General features: G+C 65.9%; 15 protein-coding genes. 10 read left to right on the top strand and 5 right to left on the bottom strand.

Annotation, left to right across the window (positions count from 1 at the left end):
• The first annotated feature begins 26 nt into the window (after nucleotides 1-26).
• The 7 genes from trmB to ACT53T_RS12250 all read left to right on the top strand — a co-directional run bounded on the left by trmB (nucleotide 27) and on the right by ACT53T_RS12250 (nucleotide 5870).
• On the top strand, nucleotides 27-752 hold the full coding sequence (gene trmB, locus ACT53T_RS12280) for a tRNA (guanosine(46)-N7)-methyltransferase TrmB (RefSeq protein ID WP_476161405.1): 726 nt from the start codon (nucleotides 27-29) through the stop codon (nucleotides 750-752).
• Between the two features lie 61 nt (nucleotides 753-813).
• Complete coding sequence (locus tag ACT53T_RS12275) at nucleotides 814-1707, top strand: tetratricopeptide repeat protein (RefSeq protein WP_476161404.1); 894 nt, start codon at nucleotides 814-816, stop codon at nucleotides 1705-1707.
• Nucleotides 1708-1754: 47 nt separating this feature from the next.
• Nucleotides 1755-2423 carry an LON peptidase substrate-binding domain-containing protein gene (locus tag ACT53T_RS12270; protein ID WP_018264934.1) on the top strand — a complete coding sequence of 223 codons (669 nt, stop codon included), beginning with the start codon at nucleotides 1755-1757 and terminating at the stop codon, nucleotides 2421-2423.
• Between the two features lie 136 nt (nucleotides 2424-2559).
• Nucleotides 2560-2784: a Trm112 family protein gene (locus ACT53T_RS12265; protein WP_018264933.1), complete on the top strand. Its 225-nt coding sequence runs from the start codon at nucleotides 2560-2562 to the stop codon at nucleotides 2782-2784.
• 4 nt (nucleotides 2785-2788) lie between these two features.
• Nucleotides 2789-3676: an acyl-CoA thioesterase gene (locus tag ACT53T_RS12260; protein ID WP_476161403.1), complete on the top strand. Its 888-nt coding sequence runs from the start codon at nucleotides 2789-2791 to the stop codon at nucleotides 3674-3676.
• A 318-nt stretch (nucleotides 3677-3994) separates the two neighbouring features.
• Nucleotides 3995-4333, top strand: a complete 339-nt coding sequence (locus ACT53T_RS12255) for a P-II family nitrogen regulator (protein WP_003610684.1) — start codon at nucleotides 3995-3997, stop codon at nucleotides 4331-4333.
• 31 nt (nucleotides 4334-4364) lie between these two features.
• Nucleotides 4365-5870 (top strand): ammonium transporter, encoded by a 1506-nt coding sequence (locus tag ACT53T_RS12250; RefSeq protein ID WP_476161402.1) that lies wholly within the window; start codon nucleotides 4365-4367, stop codon nucleotides 5868-5870.
• 88 nt (nucleotides 5871-5958) lie between these two features.
• Here the strand turns inward: ACT53T_RS12250 and hrcA are convergent, their stop codons facing one another.
• From hrcA to ACT53T_RS12235, 3 genes are all read right to left on the bottom strand, one after another.
• Nucleotides 5959-7047, bottom strand: a complete 1089-nt coding sequence (gene hrcA / locus ACT53T_RS12245) for a heat-inducible transcriptional repressor HrcA (RefSeq protein ID WP_476161401.1) — start codon at nucleotides 7045-7047, stop codon at nucleotides 5959-5961.
• Nucleotides 7048-7145: 98 nt separating this feature from the next.
• A complete protein-coding gene (locus ACT53T_RS12240) occupies nucleotides 7146-7490 on the bottom strand; it encodes a type II toxin-antitoxin system RelE/ParE family toxin (protein ID WP_476161400.1) in 345 nt (114 codons plus the stop codon).
• Nucleotides 7487-7768 (bottom strand): type II toxin-antitoxin system ParD family antitoxin, encoded by a 282-nt coding sequence (locus ACT53T_RS12235; protein ID WP_476161399.1) that lies wholly within the window; start codon nucleotides 7766-7768, stop codon nucleotides 7487-7489. The genes ACT53T_RS12240 and ACT53T_RS12235 overlap by 4 nt, the downstream gene beginning before the upstream one ends.
• 127 nt (nucleotides 7769-7895) lie before the next feature.
• On the opposite strand from ACT53T_RS12235, the gene ACT53T_RS12230 reads away from it, so the two are divergent.
• Nucleotides 7896-8912, top strand: coding sequence for a patatin-like phospholipase family protein (locus ACT53T_RS12230; protein ID WP_476161398.1), 1017 nt, complete (start codon nucleotides 7896-7898; stop codon nucleotides 8910-8912).
• Between the two features lie 59 nt (nucleotides 8913-8971).
• Here ACT53T_RS12230 and ACT53T_RS12225 read toward each other — a convergent pair whose 3' ends face one another.
• Together ACT53T_RS12225 and ACT53T_RS12220 are read right to left on the bottom strand one after the other, a co-directional pair.
• Nucleotides 8972-10219, bottom strand: a complete 1248-nt coding sequence (locus ACT53T_RS12225) for a glycosyltransferase (protein ID WP_476161397.1) — start codon at nucleotides 10217-10219, stop codon at nucleotides 8972-8974.
• Nucleotides 10216-11403, bottom strand: coding sequence for a glycosyltransferase (locus ACT53T_RS12220; RefSeq protein WP_476161396.1), 1188 nt, complete (start codon nucleotides 11401-11403; stop codon nucleotides 10216-10218). The genes ACT53T_RS12225 and ACT53T_RS12220 overlap by 4 nt, the downstream gene beginning before the upstream one ends.
• Before the next feature lie 233 nt (nucleotides 11404-11636).
• Between ACT53T_RS12220 and ACT53T_RS12215 the strand changes: the two genes are divergently transcribed.
• Both ACT53T_RS12215 and ACT53T_RS12210 read left to right on the top strand, forming a co-directional pair.
• Complete coding sequence (locus ACT53T_RS12215) at nucleotides 11637-12536, top strand: hypothetical protein (protein ID WP_476161395.1); 900 nt, start codon at nucleotides 11637-11639, stop codon at nucleotides 12534-12536.
• An 81-nt stretch (nucleotides 12537-12617) separates the two neighbouring features.
• Nucleotides 12618-13784, top strand: coding sequence for an LptF/LptG family permease (locus ACT53T_RS12210; protein WP_400767227.1), 1167 nt, complete (start codon nucleotides 12618-12620; stop codon nucleotides 13782-13784).
• The last annotated feature ends 3 nt before the right edge of the window (nucleotides 13785-13787 follow it).

Raw genomic sequence — 13787 nt, 5'->3', positions numbered from 1 at the left:
GCGACGAAGACGCCCGAGACGAAGCCATGGAAGAGGCGATCGACGGCGGCGCGGCCCATGTGGCGCGCCGCCTCTACGGCCGCAGCAAGGGCAAGGCGCTGCGCGCCGGCCAGGCCCGGCTGCTGCAAGAGCTGCTGCCGCGGCTGACGCTCGATCTCACGCAACCCTGCCCGTCCGCCGCCGGCCTGTTTCCGACCGCGGTGACGGACGTGCGTCTCGAGATCGGCTTCGGCGGCGGCGAGCATCTGATCGCCGCCGCGGCCGCCCGGCCCGATGTCGGCTTCATCGGCTGCGAGCCCTTCGTCAATGGAATGGCCAAGCTGCTCGCGCGGATCGACGCGCTCGGCCTCGCCAATATCCGCCTCCACCAGGGCGATGCCGCGGAGGCGATCGGCTGGCTGCCCCAGGCGAGCCTCGGCCGGACCTATCTCTTCTACCCGGACCCCTGGCCCAAGCGCCGGCATCGCAAGCGCCGCTTCGTCTCGAAGGAGACATTGGCGGCGCTCGCCCGCGTGATCCGCCCCGGCGGAGAATTGCGTTTCGCCACCGATATCGACGATTATGCGGGCTGGACGCTGGCGCGCGTCCGGGAGTCCACGGATTTTGCATGGACAGCTCGAGCCTCGGCGGACTGGCTGACGCCCTGGCGGGGCTGGACACAGACGAAATACGAGGCGAAAGCGATGGCGGCCGGACGCAAACCGGTCTATCTGACTTTCGAGCGGCGTCGCGACGGAGCTCGCGACGCCTAGAGTGTTTTCGAGCGAAGCGGGAACCGGCCGAAGCTCTGCAGACGGTGCAGGAGAGGGTGCGATGGCGGCGGAACTGACGGCGCAGGACGACGCCCGGACGATCGAGACGACGACCGAGAGCTTTCGCGCCGACGTCCTCGAGGCGTCGCTGCGCCAGCCCGTGCTCGTCGATTTTTGGGCGCCCTGGTGCGAGCCCTGCAAGCAGCTCGCGCCCGCCCTCGAGCGCGCGGTGAAAGCCGCCGGCGGGCGCGTCAAGCTCGTCAAGATGAATATCGACCAGCATCCCGAGGTCGCCGGACAGCTCGGCGTCAAATCCATTCCCGCGGTCGTCGCCTTTCAGCGCGGACGGCCGGCCGACGGCTTCGTCGGCGCGCTGCCGGAGAAGCAGCTGCGCGGCTTCATCGAGCGCCTCGCCGGCCCGCTGGAGGACGAGGGAACCGACGACTTCCTCACCGCCGAGGCGCTGATCGGCGAGGGACAGCTCGAGGCCGCCGAGGCGATCTTGCTGCAGCTCGTCGCGCATCAGCCCCCTTACACGAAAGCGGCGGCCGAGCTCGTCCGCCTCTATGTCGAGCAGGAGCGCCTCGCCGACGCGCAAGCGCTGCTCGACGGCCTGCCCGCCCCCATTCGCGCCGATTCTCTGGTCGCCGCCGCGGCGGCGTCGCTGGAGAATGCGCTCGCCGCTTCCGATCTCGGCGAGATCGACGAGCTGCAAAAACGCGTCGCCTTCGATCCCGACGATCTGCAGGCGCGCTTCGATCTCGCCCTCGCGCTCAACGCCAAAGGCAAGCGCGACGAGGCTGCAACCGCGCTCCTTGACATCATCCGAAAGGACCGTAGTTGGAGCGACGACGGGGCGAGGAAGCAGCTCATCCAGTTCTTCGACGCCTGGGGACCGCTCGACAAAGCGACCATAGGCGCCAGGCGACGCCTGTCGTCGCTGCTGTTCTCATGATGTGAGCGCGTTTTCTCGAGGAGCAGCGGCGACCGCCGCCGACCGCCATGAGCGTCAATCATCCCTATAAAGACACGAGCGCCCTGCCCGTCGTCATTCCCGTTTTCCCGCTGACGCGCGCGCTGCTGCTGCCGCGCGGCGAGCTGCCGCTGAACATATTCGAGCCGCGCTATCTGGCCATGGTCGACGACGCCATCGCCTCGCAACGCGTCATCGGCATGATTCAGCCGCTGCCCGGCCAGGACGAGCGCGAGCAGACGCCCGCGCTGCACAAGATCGGCTGCGCCGGCCGCATCACGCGCTTCTCCGAGACCGGCGACGGCCGCTATCTCATCTCGCTCACCGGCATAGCGCGCTTCCGCATAGAGGAGGAGCTGCCGACGACGCTGGCCTATCGCAGCTGCCGGGTCAGCTATGACGACTTCCTCGTCGATCTCGAGCCCGGCGCCGGCGAGGACAATGTCGACCGCACCGGAATGATCCGCATGCTGCGCGAATTCGCCGACGGCTCGCAGCTCGACGTCGACTGGACCAGCATAGACGCCGCCCCCAATGAGGCGCTGGTCAATGCGCTGGCCATGATGAGCCCCTTCGGCGCCAGCGAGAAGCAGGCGCTGCTGGAGGCGGTCGACCTGCGCTCGCGCGCCGAGATTCTGGTGGCGCTGGCCGAGCTCGATCTGGCGCAGAACAGCGACGATCCGCCGCAATTCCATTAGAGACTTTTTCCGCCGCTGCGGCATATAGCGAGATAGTTTTTACCTCAACCGGGCCGCGGCCGAGGCTGCCTGCGGCGTTTTCCAGAAAGCCCCGGTCTTCCCGAGGCCCCGCGGCTCGCAGCAGAAAGGCGTCACGATGAGCGACAAATCCGATAAGCCCGCGCATGAGGGCGAGGACGCGTCCGAGGCGACGAAGGTCGATCCGCGCCTTCTCGAAATTCTGGTCTGCCCGCTCACCAAATCGACGCTCGAATATGATTCCGAGCGCCAGGAGCTGATCTCACGCTCCGCGCGGCTTGCCTATCCGATCCGCGACGGCATCCCCATCATGCTGCCGGAGGAGGCCAGGCCGGTCGACTGACCCGATGGACGCGCTCAACCCCGCGCGCGAGCTGCTCGCGCTTCTCGATCTCGAGCCGATCGGCCCGGACGCCTATCGTGGCTACAGCCGGTGCAAGAATGCGCGCGTCTATGGCGGGCAGGTGGTGGGCCAGGCGCTGGTCGCCGCGCAGCGCAGCGTGCCGTCCGACCGCCCCGCCCATTCCCTGCACGCCTATTTCCTGCTCGCCGGCGACCCGCACGAGCCGATCGACTTTTTCGTCACCCGGCTGCGCGACGGCAAGAGCTTCACGACGCGGCGCTGCGAAGCGAAGCAGCGCGGGCGGACCATCTTCTCGATGGAGGCCTCGTTCCATATCGAGGAGCCGGGCCTAGAGCACGCCGTTCCCGCGCCGGCGACGCCGCCGCCCGAGACGCTGCCGACGAAAAACGCGCTTGCCGAGCGTTTCGCCGATTTTCTCCCGCTCGCGGCCACGCAATGCATCGCCGGATCGCCGTCGGTCGATATACGCGTGATCGATCCGAGCGCCTTTTTTTTGAACAATGCCGCGGCGGATGCTCGACAATTCATCTGGTTCAGAATCGCCGACCGCATCGGCGACGAGATCGGCCTGCATCAGGCGCTGCTCGCCTATCTTTCCGACATGACGCTGCTCAACACGGCGCTGGTGCGGCACGGCCGCTCGATCTTCGACGAACGCCTGCAGGTGGCGAGCCTCGATCACGCTTTGTGGTTCCATCGCCCCTTCCGCGCCGACGAATGGCTGCTCTACACGCAGGACAGCCCCACCGCAGCCGGAGCGCGCACGCTCACGCGGGGAATGATTTTCTCCTTTGACGGACGCCTCGTCGCCTCCGTGGCGCAGGAAGGCCTGATCCGCGATCACTCATCCGAAACTCGAGCAGCTGATTGATGATTTTATAGGCGCCTGCCGCCTTTTTGCAGGCGCCTGCGCTTTCCGCGGCCTTCCCGCCCCTCTCCGCAACCGCCGGCGCAAATCCTTTTCGCAGCAGGCCCTGCGCTTCCTGCGGCGCTTCGCCACGGACTTGATTTTTTTTGCAGTTCTTTTCCAATTCGTGTCGCGCCGCGAGAGCGCGCCAGAGATGGCACGGCATTTGATGGTTCTGCGGCATGAGCACAACGGTGCTCATCATGGCCATCGCCGCATTGGGCGCCGTCTCGCGACGCGAGCAGTCATAGCCATGAAGGTCTAAAACAACAGGATAGGCAGATGAAAATCGTGACAGCGATCATCAAGCCCTTCAAGCTCGATGAGGTCCGTGACGCGCTGACGAACATCGGCGTCCACGGACTCACCGTGACGGAAGTCAAGGGATACGGGCGCCAGAAGGGTCATACCGAGATCTACCGCGGCGCGGAATACGCCGTCAGCTTCCTTCCGAAGCTGAAAATCGAGGTCGCCGTGACGTCCGAGCTCGTCGCCAAGGCCATCGAAGCGATCACGACCGCCGCCCATACCGGCCAAATCGGCGACGGCAAGATTTTCGTCCTTCCCCTCGAGCAGACGATCCGCATCCGCACCGGCGAGCGCGACGCCGACGCGCTCTGACCCACTCTCGAAAAATCACCAGGAGTTCCAAATGAGACTTCGTCTGCCTCGGAGCCTGTCTGCGGCTTCGACTTTCGTCGGCGCGGCGATCGCCGTGGGCCTCGCCGATCCCGCCTTCGCCGCCGGCAACGCGCCCGTTCCCAACCCCGGCGACACGGCTTGGGTGCTCGTCTCGTCGGCGCTGGTGCTGCTGATGTCGATCCCCGGCCTCGCGCTGTTCTACGGCGGCCTGGTGCGCTCGAAGAACATGCTCTCCGTCCTCACGCAGACCTTCGCCATCGTGGCGCTGGTCGGCGTCGTCTGGACGCTCTACGGCTATTCGCTCGCCTTCGGCGACGGCGGCTCGCTCAACGCCTATATCGGCGGCTTCAACAAGCTGTTCCTGAAGGGCGTCGACGCTTCCTCCAACGCGCCGACCTTCACCCCCGGCCACGTCATTCCCGAATACGCCTATTTCGTGTTCCAGATGACATTCGCCATGATCACGCCGGCGCTCATCATCGGCGCCTTCGCCGAGCGCATCAAATTCTCGGCGGCCTTCGTGTTCGTGCTGCTGTGGGTGACGTTCATCTACTTCCCGGTCGCGCATTGGGTGTGGGGCGTCGCCGATCCGAACGCCCTCGTCGACGCGGCCACCAAGCTCGCCGCCGCCACGACGGATGAAGCCAAGACCGCCGCTCAGGGCGAGATCGACAGCCTCACAGCCTCTGTCGGCTGGATCGCCGGCGGCCTCGCTCCCTGGATGAAGGGCGTCGGCGCGCTGGACTTCGCCGGCGGCACCGTCGTTCACATCAACGCCGGCATCGCCGGCTTCGTCGGCGCGCTGATCCTCGGCAAGCGCATCGGCTATGGCAAGGAGGCGCTGCCGCCTCACTCGCTGACGCTGTCCATGGTCGGCGCCTCGCTGCTGTGGGTGGGCTGGTTCGGCTTCAACGCCGGCTCCAACCTCGAGGCCAATGGCACGACGGCGCTCGCCTTCGTCAACACCATGGTGGCGACCGCCGCGGCGGCGCTCTCCTGGCTGCTGACGGAATGGGCGCTCAAGGGCAAGCCCTCGCTGCTCGGCCTCATCTCGGGCGCCGTCGCCGGCCTCGTCGCCGTGACCCCGGCCTCCGGCTTCGCCGGTCCGATCGGCTCCATCGCGCTCGGCTTCATCGTCTCGCCGATCAGCCTGTTCTTCGTCTCCAAGGTGAAGAACTTCTTCGGCTATGACGACTCGCTCGACGTGTTCGGCGTGCACGCCATCGGCGGCATCACCGGCGCTCTGGCCACCGGCATTCTGGTGAGCCCGGACTTCGGCGGCGTCGGCATCACCGACTACACCAACATCGGCGAGAATTTCGCCGGCAAATACGATCTCGTGCAGCAGATGATCTCGCAGGCGACCGCCGTCGGCGCGACCATCCTCTACTCGGGCATAGGCTCGGCGATCCTCTATAAGATCGTCGATGTGGTGATCGGCCTGCGCGTCGCTCCCGATCAGGAGCGCGAGGGCCTCGACATCGCCGATCACGGCGAGCGCGCCTACAACTACTGAGACCTCGGTCTCGCGAAAGCAGAACGGCGTCCCTCGGGGCGCCGTTTTTGTTTGTGGGCTTTCATGTTCACGACGCTGGCCGCCGAGATCACCCGCCGACGACGCGCGCCACCACCTTCGCCGTGTAATCCACCATGGGCACGATGCGCGCGTAATTGAGCCGCGTCGGCCCGATGATGCCGAGCGCGCCGACGATGCGCTTATTGCCGTCGCGCAAAGGCGCGGCGATCATCGAGGAGCCGGACAGCGAGAACAGCCGATTTTCCGAGCCGATGAAAATGCGCACGCCCTCGCCGGTCTCGGCGCGCTCCAGGAGATCGATGACCTCGGTCTTGGTCTCTAGGTCGGAGAAGAGGAGGCGGATGCGCTCGAGATCGGCCATAGCGGTCAAATCCTCGAGCAGATTGGCCTGCCCGCGCACGATCAGCTGGCGATGCTCCGCCCCTGCCCCGCCCCAGCTGGCGAGCCCGGCGTCGACGAGCCGCGCGGTCAATTCGTCGAGCTCGGTCTGCGCGGCCTTGCGCGCATCCTCTATCTCCGTGCGGACCTGGCCGAGGGTGAGGCCGCGAATGCGCGCGTTGAGATAATTGGCGGCCTCGATCAGCGAGGAGGCCGGCAGATCGCGCGGCACCTGCAGCACGCGGTTTTCGACCGAGCCGTCCTCGCCGACGAGAATGGCCAGCGCGCGCTCCGGCTCGAGGCGCACGAACTCGATCTGCTTCAGCCGAGCATTGTCCTTGCTCGTCACCACAACGGCGGCGCCGCGAGTGAGGCCGGAGAGCAGGCTCGTCGCCTCCGCCAGCACGCCCTCGAGATCATGGTCCTTGGAGGCGGCTTCGACCTGCGCCTCGATCTGCGCGCGCTCGGCCTCGGCGACATCGCCGATCTGCAGCAGAGAATCGACGAAAAAGCGCAGGCCGAGCTCGGTGGGCAGGCGGCCGGCGCTGGTGTGCGGCGCATAGACGAGGCCGAGCTCCTCCAAATCCTGCATCACATTGCGCACCGAGGCCGGCGACAGCGCCATGGGCAGCAGCCGCGACAGCTGGCGCGAGCCGACGGGATCGCCGCTCGACAGATAGGTGTCGACGATCTGGCGAAAGATTTCGCGCGGCCGATCGCCGAGATTGGCGAAGCTCTGCGCGCCGGCGGGAGGGATCGAATGGCCCATGCGGATCATGACGGAAGAATGGCGCCTCGGCGGCGCGGGTCAAGCCCGGTCTGCGCGAAGGAGCGAAGGATTTCAAATAGGCGCTCCGCGCCATGCCGGCGACAGCGTCAACCGATATCCGGCGGGATATGCCGAGCGAGGTCCATGGCGTCATGCAGGATGCGCAGGACTTCGACGACCCTTCCCTCCGCCCTGCGATACATGATGAAATGCCGTCCGCGGCGACCGCGCCTCGCCAAATGGAGCGTACGAAGCCCCGGAAGGATTTCGTCGCGCGCCATGCTACCCGCCACATTCGGTCCTTGCGTCAGCTCGGCGAGGGCGTCCATGAGCGTCGCTTTATAAATCGTCATCTGACGCGACCCGAAAGTCTCCGCCGTATATTGCAGAATGCGCAGAAAATCGCGCTCCGCCTCGGCGCCGAGGCGGATGCGCCAAGGCGCCTCGATCACTTTTCCACGGCCCCGGAAGAGGCGAGCGCGTCGAGATGGGCGAGAAGCGCGGAGGCGTCCGCGAATTCTTTGAACTCCGCGCGATCGAAAGCCGAAGCGCCGTCTCGCGCTGCGCTGCGCAGAGCCTCGAGCTTGCGCGCTTCGTCGATCTCACGGCTCTCGACGAGGCGCAGGCCTTCCCGCAGAACCTCGCTCGCATTCTGATAGCGGCCGCTCTGAACGAGCGCCTCGATCAAGCTTTCCTGCCTCTCGGTGAGAACGACGTTGCGGATCGGCATGGCGGATTCCTAGCTTTTAATAATCATAGTGTCCTTTGGCATATTATGCCAGCACGAGCCGCGCGGGATGGCGAGCGAAGCCGACGCCCTATCTCTCTTGGATATGATTTTGGGCGGGGCGGGCGCGATGCGAGACGAAATCCTCATCGATCTGGCTCTGCAGGGCGGCGGCGCGCATGGCGCCTTCACCTGGGGCGTAATCGAGCGGCTGATCGAGGAGCCTCGGCTGCGCATAGACGGGGTCTCCGGCACTTCGGCCGGGGCGATGAACGCCGCCGCGCTGATCCATGGCTTCTCGCAGGGCGGCGTCGAGGGCGCCCGCGCGGCGATGGAAGAATTCTGGCGGCGCGTCGCCGCCGCGGCGCGATTCAGCCCGCTGCAGCGCAGCCCGCTGGATATGCTGCTCGGCCGCTGGACGCTCGACAATTCGCCGGCCTTTCTCGCCCTGGATTTGTCCTCGCGGCTGGTCTCGCCCTATGACCTCAACCCCGCCGGCGCCAATCCGCTGCGCGACATATTATGCGAGACCATCGATTTCGAGCGTCTGGCGCGCTCGCCGATCAAGCTCTTCGTGACAGCGACCAATGTGCGCACCGGCCGCGCGCGCGTCTTTCGCAACGCCGACCTTTCCGCCGAGGCGCTGCTCGCCTCCGCCTGCCTGCCGACCATGTTCCAGGCAATAGAAATCGACGGCGAGGCCTATTGGGACGGCGGTTACGCCGGCAATCCGACGATCACGCCGCTCGTGCGCGAATGCGCGTCGAAGGACACGATTTTGGTGCAGGTCAATCCGATCGAGCGCAAGGAGACGCCACGCAGCGCGATCGACATATTGAACCGGCTGAACGAGATTTCCTTCAACTCGCCGCTGCTGAAAGAGCTGCGCATGATCGCGCTGCTGCGCGAGGTCGCCGATCCCGGCCATAGCGAGGGCGCGCGCTGGGCCTCCATGCGCATTCACGCCGTCGCGACGGACATGGCCGCGGAGCTGTCGGCCTCCTCCAAGCTGATCGCCGAATGGGATTTCCTGCTGATGCTGCGCGAGGAAGGACGGCGCCGCGCGGAGGCGTTTCTCGAGCGCAATGGCGATGATTTGGGGAAGCGCTCGAGCTTCGATCTCACAGCGATGCTGGATTATGTTTGATTGTCGAGAATGCGAGCCTGAAGGCTCGCGGTCCAAGGCGCGCGTCGGACCGCGAGCCTTCAGGCTCGCATCTTCGCGCCTATGAGCGCCGGCGCGAGAGCGGCGAGATTGGCGCGATAGGCGTCGAGCGAGAAATGCGCATCATAGAAGCGGCGCATCTCGCTCGCCGCGCGCTGCGCCTCGCTCGGAACGCGCGCATCGGCCGCCGCGGCCTTCAACGCGCGCGCGAAATCCTCCGCGCTGTCGGCGATCGTCACATCGGCGAAGCGCGCGAGATCGACATGCATTCCGCGAAAAGCGTGGCTCGTCGAGAGGAGCGGCAGGCCGCTCGCCAGCGCCTCCACCGTCTTGATGGAGAGGCCATGGCCGCTGATCGTCGGCAGCAGCACGAGCCGCGCCGTCGCATAGGCGGCGCCCGGATCGTCGACGCGGCCGACGAAGGATGAGCGATGCGTGGCAAAGAGCGCGGGGTCGCGCGCCTTCACCCCGGCGTCGACATTGCCGACGATGCGCAAATGCGGAATGCGCGTATCGCCGAGAACCTCGCGCAGGAACCAGCAGACGCTATCGACATTGGCGCTATTGTTGCTGGCGACGAGCAGAATATCCTGGCCGCCGGGGCCGAGCGGCGCTTCCGGCGCGCTCGGATAGAGCAGCGCATGGTCTTTCTCGGGCAGCAGCGCGCGGAAGTCGTCATATTCCTGCGCGTTGAGATGCAGCAGAAGATCGGCGCCGCGCATCAGCTCCAGCTCGCGGGCGAGCATTTGCTCATAGGTCACGCGCGGCGGCAGCCAGGGCATATGCTCGTTCATCAGCGCGAATTGGCGCGCCTGCAGATCATGACTGTCGAGCATGATCGGCGCGCCGCGCGCGAGGCGCTTCGCCGCCGACATCAGGAAGAAATGATTGCAATGGACGAGATCGAAGCGCCGATCCATGAGGCCCAGCGCCAGCTCCGCGCGCTCGGCCACGCCGGCGCGAATAATGGCCTGATCGCCATGCAGATAAGGCCACAGAACATCGCGCAGAAAGCGCGGCGTCGCGAAAGCGTGGAAAGGCGCGCCGCCGAACCAGCGCTCGCCTCGCGAGAGCTCGGGCGTCGCCTCGACGAAAGCGCGCCAGCGCCAGGCGCGCTCCGGCGTGAAGCCCGGCATGTCGCAAATGGCGACCGGCGCGACGCGGGCGCCGAGCGCGCGATAGGCTGCGACCTGCCCCAGCACGACGCGATATGTGCCGCAGGAATGCCAGGCCGGATGCACAATGGCGACATGACGCCCGGCGAGCGGCCGAGAAGCTGTGTCTTTCATCGCAAAAGCAACGGCGCCGCCGTCTCGTGCAAGGCGCGCGCATAGGCGGCGGGGCTGAACATATCGTCATAGAGGCGGCGCGTGTCGGAGACTTCGCGCGCGCCCGCGTCGCGACGCTGGCCGATCTCGCGCAGGGCGGCGGCGAAATCGGCGGCCTCATCGGCGAGAATGACATTGCCGAGCCGCTCTGGATCGATGGCCATGCCGCGAAATGCTCGCCGCGTGGCGATGAGCGGCGCGCCGCTCGCCATCGCCTCCACCGCCTTCACCGAAAGGCCGTGACCTTCGACTGTCGGCAGCAGCACGCAGGCGGCCTGCGCATAGACCGCGCCGATATCGTCGACGCGCCCCTTGAACAGCGCGCGATGGGACTCGTAGAGCGATTTGTCGAGGCGCTTCACGCCGGAATCGATATTGCCGTAGATTTCCACTTCGACGCCAGGGGCGAGCGGCGCGACCTCGCGCAGAAACCAGCGCAGGCTGACGAAATTTCCGTAATTGTCGCTGGCGACGATGACGATGCGATCGCCGCCCGGCCCGCAGGGAACCGGCGCGATGGCTGGATAGACGAGACGATGGCGCGCCTGCGGCAGCAGACGGGCGAACTCCGCCCGCTCCTCCTCATTGAGGTGTATGCAGAGATCCGCCGCGCGCATCCACTCCAGCTCTATCGACAGCATGTCGTCATAGGACACATAGGGCGGCAGGAAGAAGCCGCCTTGATTGCGTAGAATATACTGACGCGCCTGGATATCCTGCGTCTCGACCATGACCGGGACATTTCGTCCGCGAAGCAGTCGAGCAACAAAGGGCAGGGTGAAGTAATGATTCGCGTGCACGAGATCGACATTCTCGTCTGCGAGGCCCGGAGGAAGATCGACGAGCTTGGCGAGCTCGACGAGCCAGGTCGCCTGATCGCCATGGATCAGCCGCCACCACGCGTGAGCGAGAAAGGACGGCGAGAGGGCGGCGAGCCGGCTCGGACCACAGAAATAGCGCTTGTCGGCGGGCAGATCGGCGGAGGCGGCGAAATAGGCCTCCCAGCGCGGCCCATGCGGCGGACGCGGGGCTGGCGCATCCATCAGAGCGACGGAGATCGTCCGCGCTCCGAGCGCGCGATAGGCCTCGAGCTGGCTGACATTGACCTGATAGCTGCCGCAGGAATGCCAGGCGGCGTGAATCACCGCGACCGTTTTCCCCGCGAGCGGTCCTGCGGCGACGGAAGCGTCATTGGAAACCAGCTGCTCTATCGCCCCCTCCCGTTCCCCGCGACTTTAGGACGCACAGCGCGCTCGCGTCCTCCCCTTCAGGGGGGAGCTGAAAACGCCTCTTCCTGCGCGGTTCCGCAGGTTCCGACGCCGGCGCCGTCCGCCCGCCCCGCTTGCCCTGCGACGGCGTTTCCAAGTAGACGGGGTATATGAGCCTTCGACCCGCAAATCCAGATTTTTCCCCGCTACGCGCCGCCTCGGACCAGAGCGGGGCCGCGGCCGGCAAGCGCTATGGGATCGCCATCGTCGGCAATGACAAGATCATCGACTGGCTGCTCCCCTTCCTCGAGAGCTATGCGCAGACCAACGCGCATCTGCCGCTCTTTCTCGTCCCCTATGACGAGAATGTCGCGCAGACGCGCCGCGCGGCGGACATATACGGCGCGCATTTCATCGAGGAGGTTCCCGAGGCGATCGACAGGCTCGCGGCCGAGCTCTATCCCGGCCCCTTCAATGGCAATCGCCGCCGGCTGCGCAAGCTGCAGGCCCTCGCCCTGCCACTGGACGAGGTCGCCTATGTCGATGTCGATGTGGTGCTCTATCGCGATTTCTCGCCCATTTTCGGCCGGCTCGAGGCCAAGAAGACGGAATTCATCGTCGCCTCGCCGAGCTTCGAATATGTCTACAACGAGAAGAAGGCGAACTACCCCTTCCTGCGCGACGCGCTGCTGTTCAATGACGGCTTCTGGGTCACGTCCAACCAATATTTGAAGCTCGACCATTTCATCGAGACGATGCGCGAGGACGCCAAGCTCTTCCATGAGGTGCGCAAGCGCGGGCAGCTCTTCGCCCAGCCGCTGGTGAATTTCGTGACGCATCGGCGCGGGCTCGCCATCACGCTTTTGCCGCATTGCGTCGAGCGCGCCTCGCATGAGAGCTTCTATCAGGCGCCCGGAATCACCTTCGCCGACGGCAAGCCGCTCGATCCCGACGGCAAGGAAATCTACTTCTGCCATTGGGCGGGCGCGACCGCCCTCCCCTCGACGGGCGTTTTCGACGCCTCGTGGAAGGAGTTTTCCAAAGCCGCCTGGGCGAAATTTCGCAAATAGGCCGAATTCCGCTATGAGACTCTCGTGCGGCGGCGGCCCTCCCTCCGGGACGGGCCATTCTCGACGCACGGAACAGGACCAATGCCTCGCCTACTCTTTCTCTATCTCGCACGGCGCATCCTGTTCACCACGCTCGTCGTCCAGCTCGCGCTCATCGTGCCGGTCGTGCTCTCCTATCTGCTCTACACGCTGACGCCGGCGGCGATTCGCGCCGGCCTGCTGGCCCCGGCGCTCATCGGCACCATGCCGACGGTCGGCTTCATCACCCTGCCCATGGCCATAGGCGTCGCCACGGCGCTCGAATTCGCGCGAATGTCCAATGAGGGCATGATCGCCGTGCTCTATGCGCTTCGGCTGTCCGTATGGTCCATCTGCCGGCCGGCGGTCGTCTGCGCCGGCGCGCTGGTCGTCCTCGGCTACGGGCTCGCCAATCTCATGGCGCCCTATTACGCCAGCGGCTTGCAGGACGTCATCAATGTGGTGCGCAACTCGCTCAATCACCGCATGCTGGACGCGGCGCATTTCTACACTTTCGACAATGGCGTGAAGACGCTCTACCTCCAGCGCTGGGAGACGCCGGACATAGCCGTCAATCTCTTCGTGCGGCAGATTTCCATCGAGAAGCGCCAGGAGGAGACGATCACCGCGGCGCGCGCAGAGTTCCGCCGCCAGCCCTCCGGCGTCGTGGTGGCGCTGTCCAACGGCAGCATTCAGACCAAGCCCTTCGACACGGACGAGGTCCGCATCGCCAATTTCGACGAATATGCGATGGCGCTGCCGATGCAGGGCAGCGAATCGCTGCCGCCGCGCAATTGGCGCGGCGTCTATGAGCTGACCTTGCCGGAATTCATCGCCAATTGGCAGACCGCCAAGCTCGACCGCCGCCAGGCCGGCGAATGGATGGCGGAGGCGGCCAAGCGCTTCGGCGTGCCGTCGCTCGCCATCGCGCATACGCTGCTCGCCATGGCGCTGGTCTTGACCTTCGGCAATGTCACCGGACGACGCGGCGGCATGAGCTCGCTGGTCATCATCGCCATTCCGGCGGTGCATATCCTCTTTCTGGTGGCGCTGGAATCGCTGCTGCGCGCCGACGCCCGCTTCGCTTTCCTTCTGGGAGGAGCGGCGGCGCTCGAGGTCGGCGTGTCGATCCTGCTGATCTACCGGCGCAACAGAAGCACCAGCCCGATGCGCAAGCTCTCGGCCTTCGAGACCATCGCCGCAGCCGAGCCGCAGACTGTCGCGGCCTGACCA

Source organism: Methylosinus sp. DMC45 (assembly GCF_056313885.1).
Note: the sequence above shows the minus strand (reverse complement) of the source record. Positions and strands in the feature narration are given on the sequence as shown.

Excerpts from the sequence above, each read along its gene's own strand:
- trmB (WP_476161405.1), top strand. The coding sequence starts at position 27 with ATGGAAGAGGCGATCGACGGCGGCGCGGCCCATGTGGCGCGCCGCCTC.
- ACT53T_RS12275 (WP_476161404.1), top strand. The coding sequence starts at position 814 with ATGGCGGCGGAACTGACGGCGCAGGACGACGCCCGGACGATCGAGACG.
- ACT53T_RS12270 (WP_018264934.1), top strand. The coding sequence starts at position 1,755 with ATGAGCGTCAATCATCCCTATAAAGACACGAGCGCCCTGCCCGTCGTC.
- ACT53T_RS12265 (WP_018264933.1), top strand. The coding sequence starts at position 2,560 with ATGAGCGACAAATCCGATAAGCCCGCGCATGAGGGCGAGGACGCGTCC.
- ACT53T_RS12260 (WP_476161403.1), top strand. The coding sequence starts at position 2,789 with ATGGACGCGCTCAACCCCGCGCGCGAGCTGCTCGCGCTTCTCGATCTC.
- ACT53T_RS12255 (WP_003610684.1), top strand. The coding sequence starts at position 3,995 with ATGAAAATCGTGACAGCGATCATCAAGCCCTTCAAGCTCGATGAGGTC.
- ACT53T_RS12250 (WP_476161402.1), top strand. The coding sequence starts at position 4,365 with ATGAGACTTCGTCTGCCTCGGAGCCTGTCTGCGGCTTCGACTTTCGTC.
- hrcA (WP_476161401.1), bottom strand. The coding sequence starts at position 7,047 with ATGATCCGCATGGGCCATTCGATCCCTCCCGCCGGCGCGCAGAGCTTC.
- ACT53T_RS12235 (WP_476161399.1), bottom strand. The coding sequence starts at position 7,768 with ATGCCGATCCGCAACGTCGTTCTCACCGAGAGGCAGGAAAGCTTGATC.
- ACT53T_RS12230 (WP_476161398.1), top strand. The coding sequence starts at position 7,896 with ATGCGAGACGAAATCCTCATCGATCTGGCTCTGCAGGGCGGCGGCGCG.
- ACT53T_RS12225 (WP_476161397.1), bottom strand. The coding sequence starts at position 10,219 with ATGAAAGACACAGCTTCTCGGCCGCTCGCCGGGCGTCATGTCGCCATT.
- ACT53T_RS12215 (WP_476161395.1), top strand. The coding sequence starts at position 11,637 with ATGAGCCTTCGACCCGCAAATCCAGATTTTTCCCCGCTACGCGCCGCC.
- ACT53T_RS12210 (WP_400767227.1), top strand. The coding sequence starts at position 12,618 with ATGCCTCGCCTACTCTTTCTCTATCTCGCACGGCGCATCCTGTTCACC.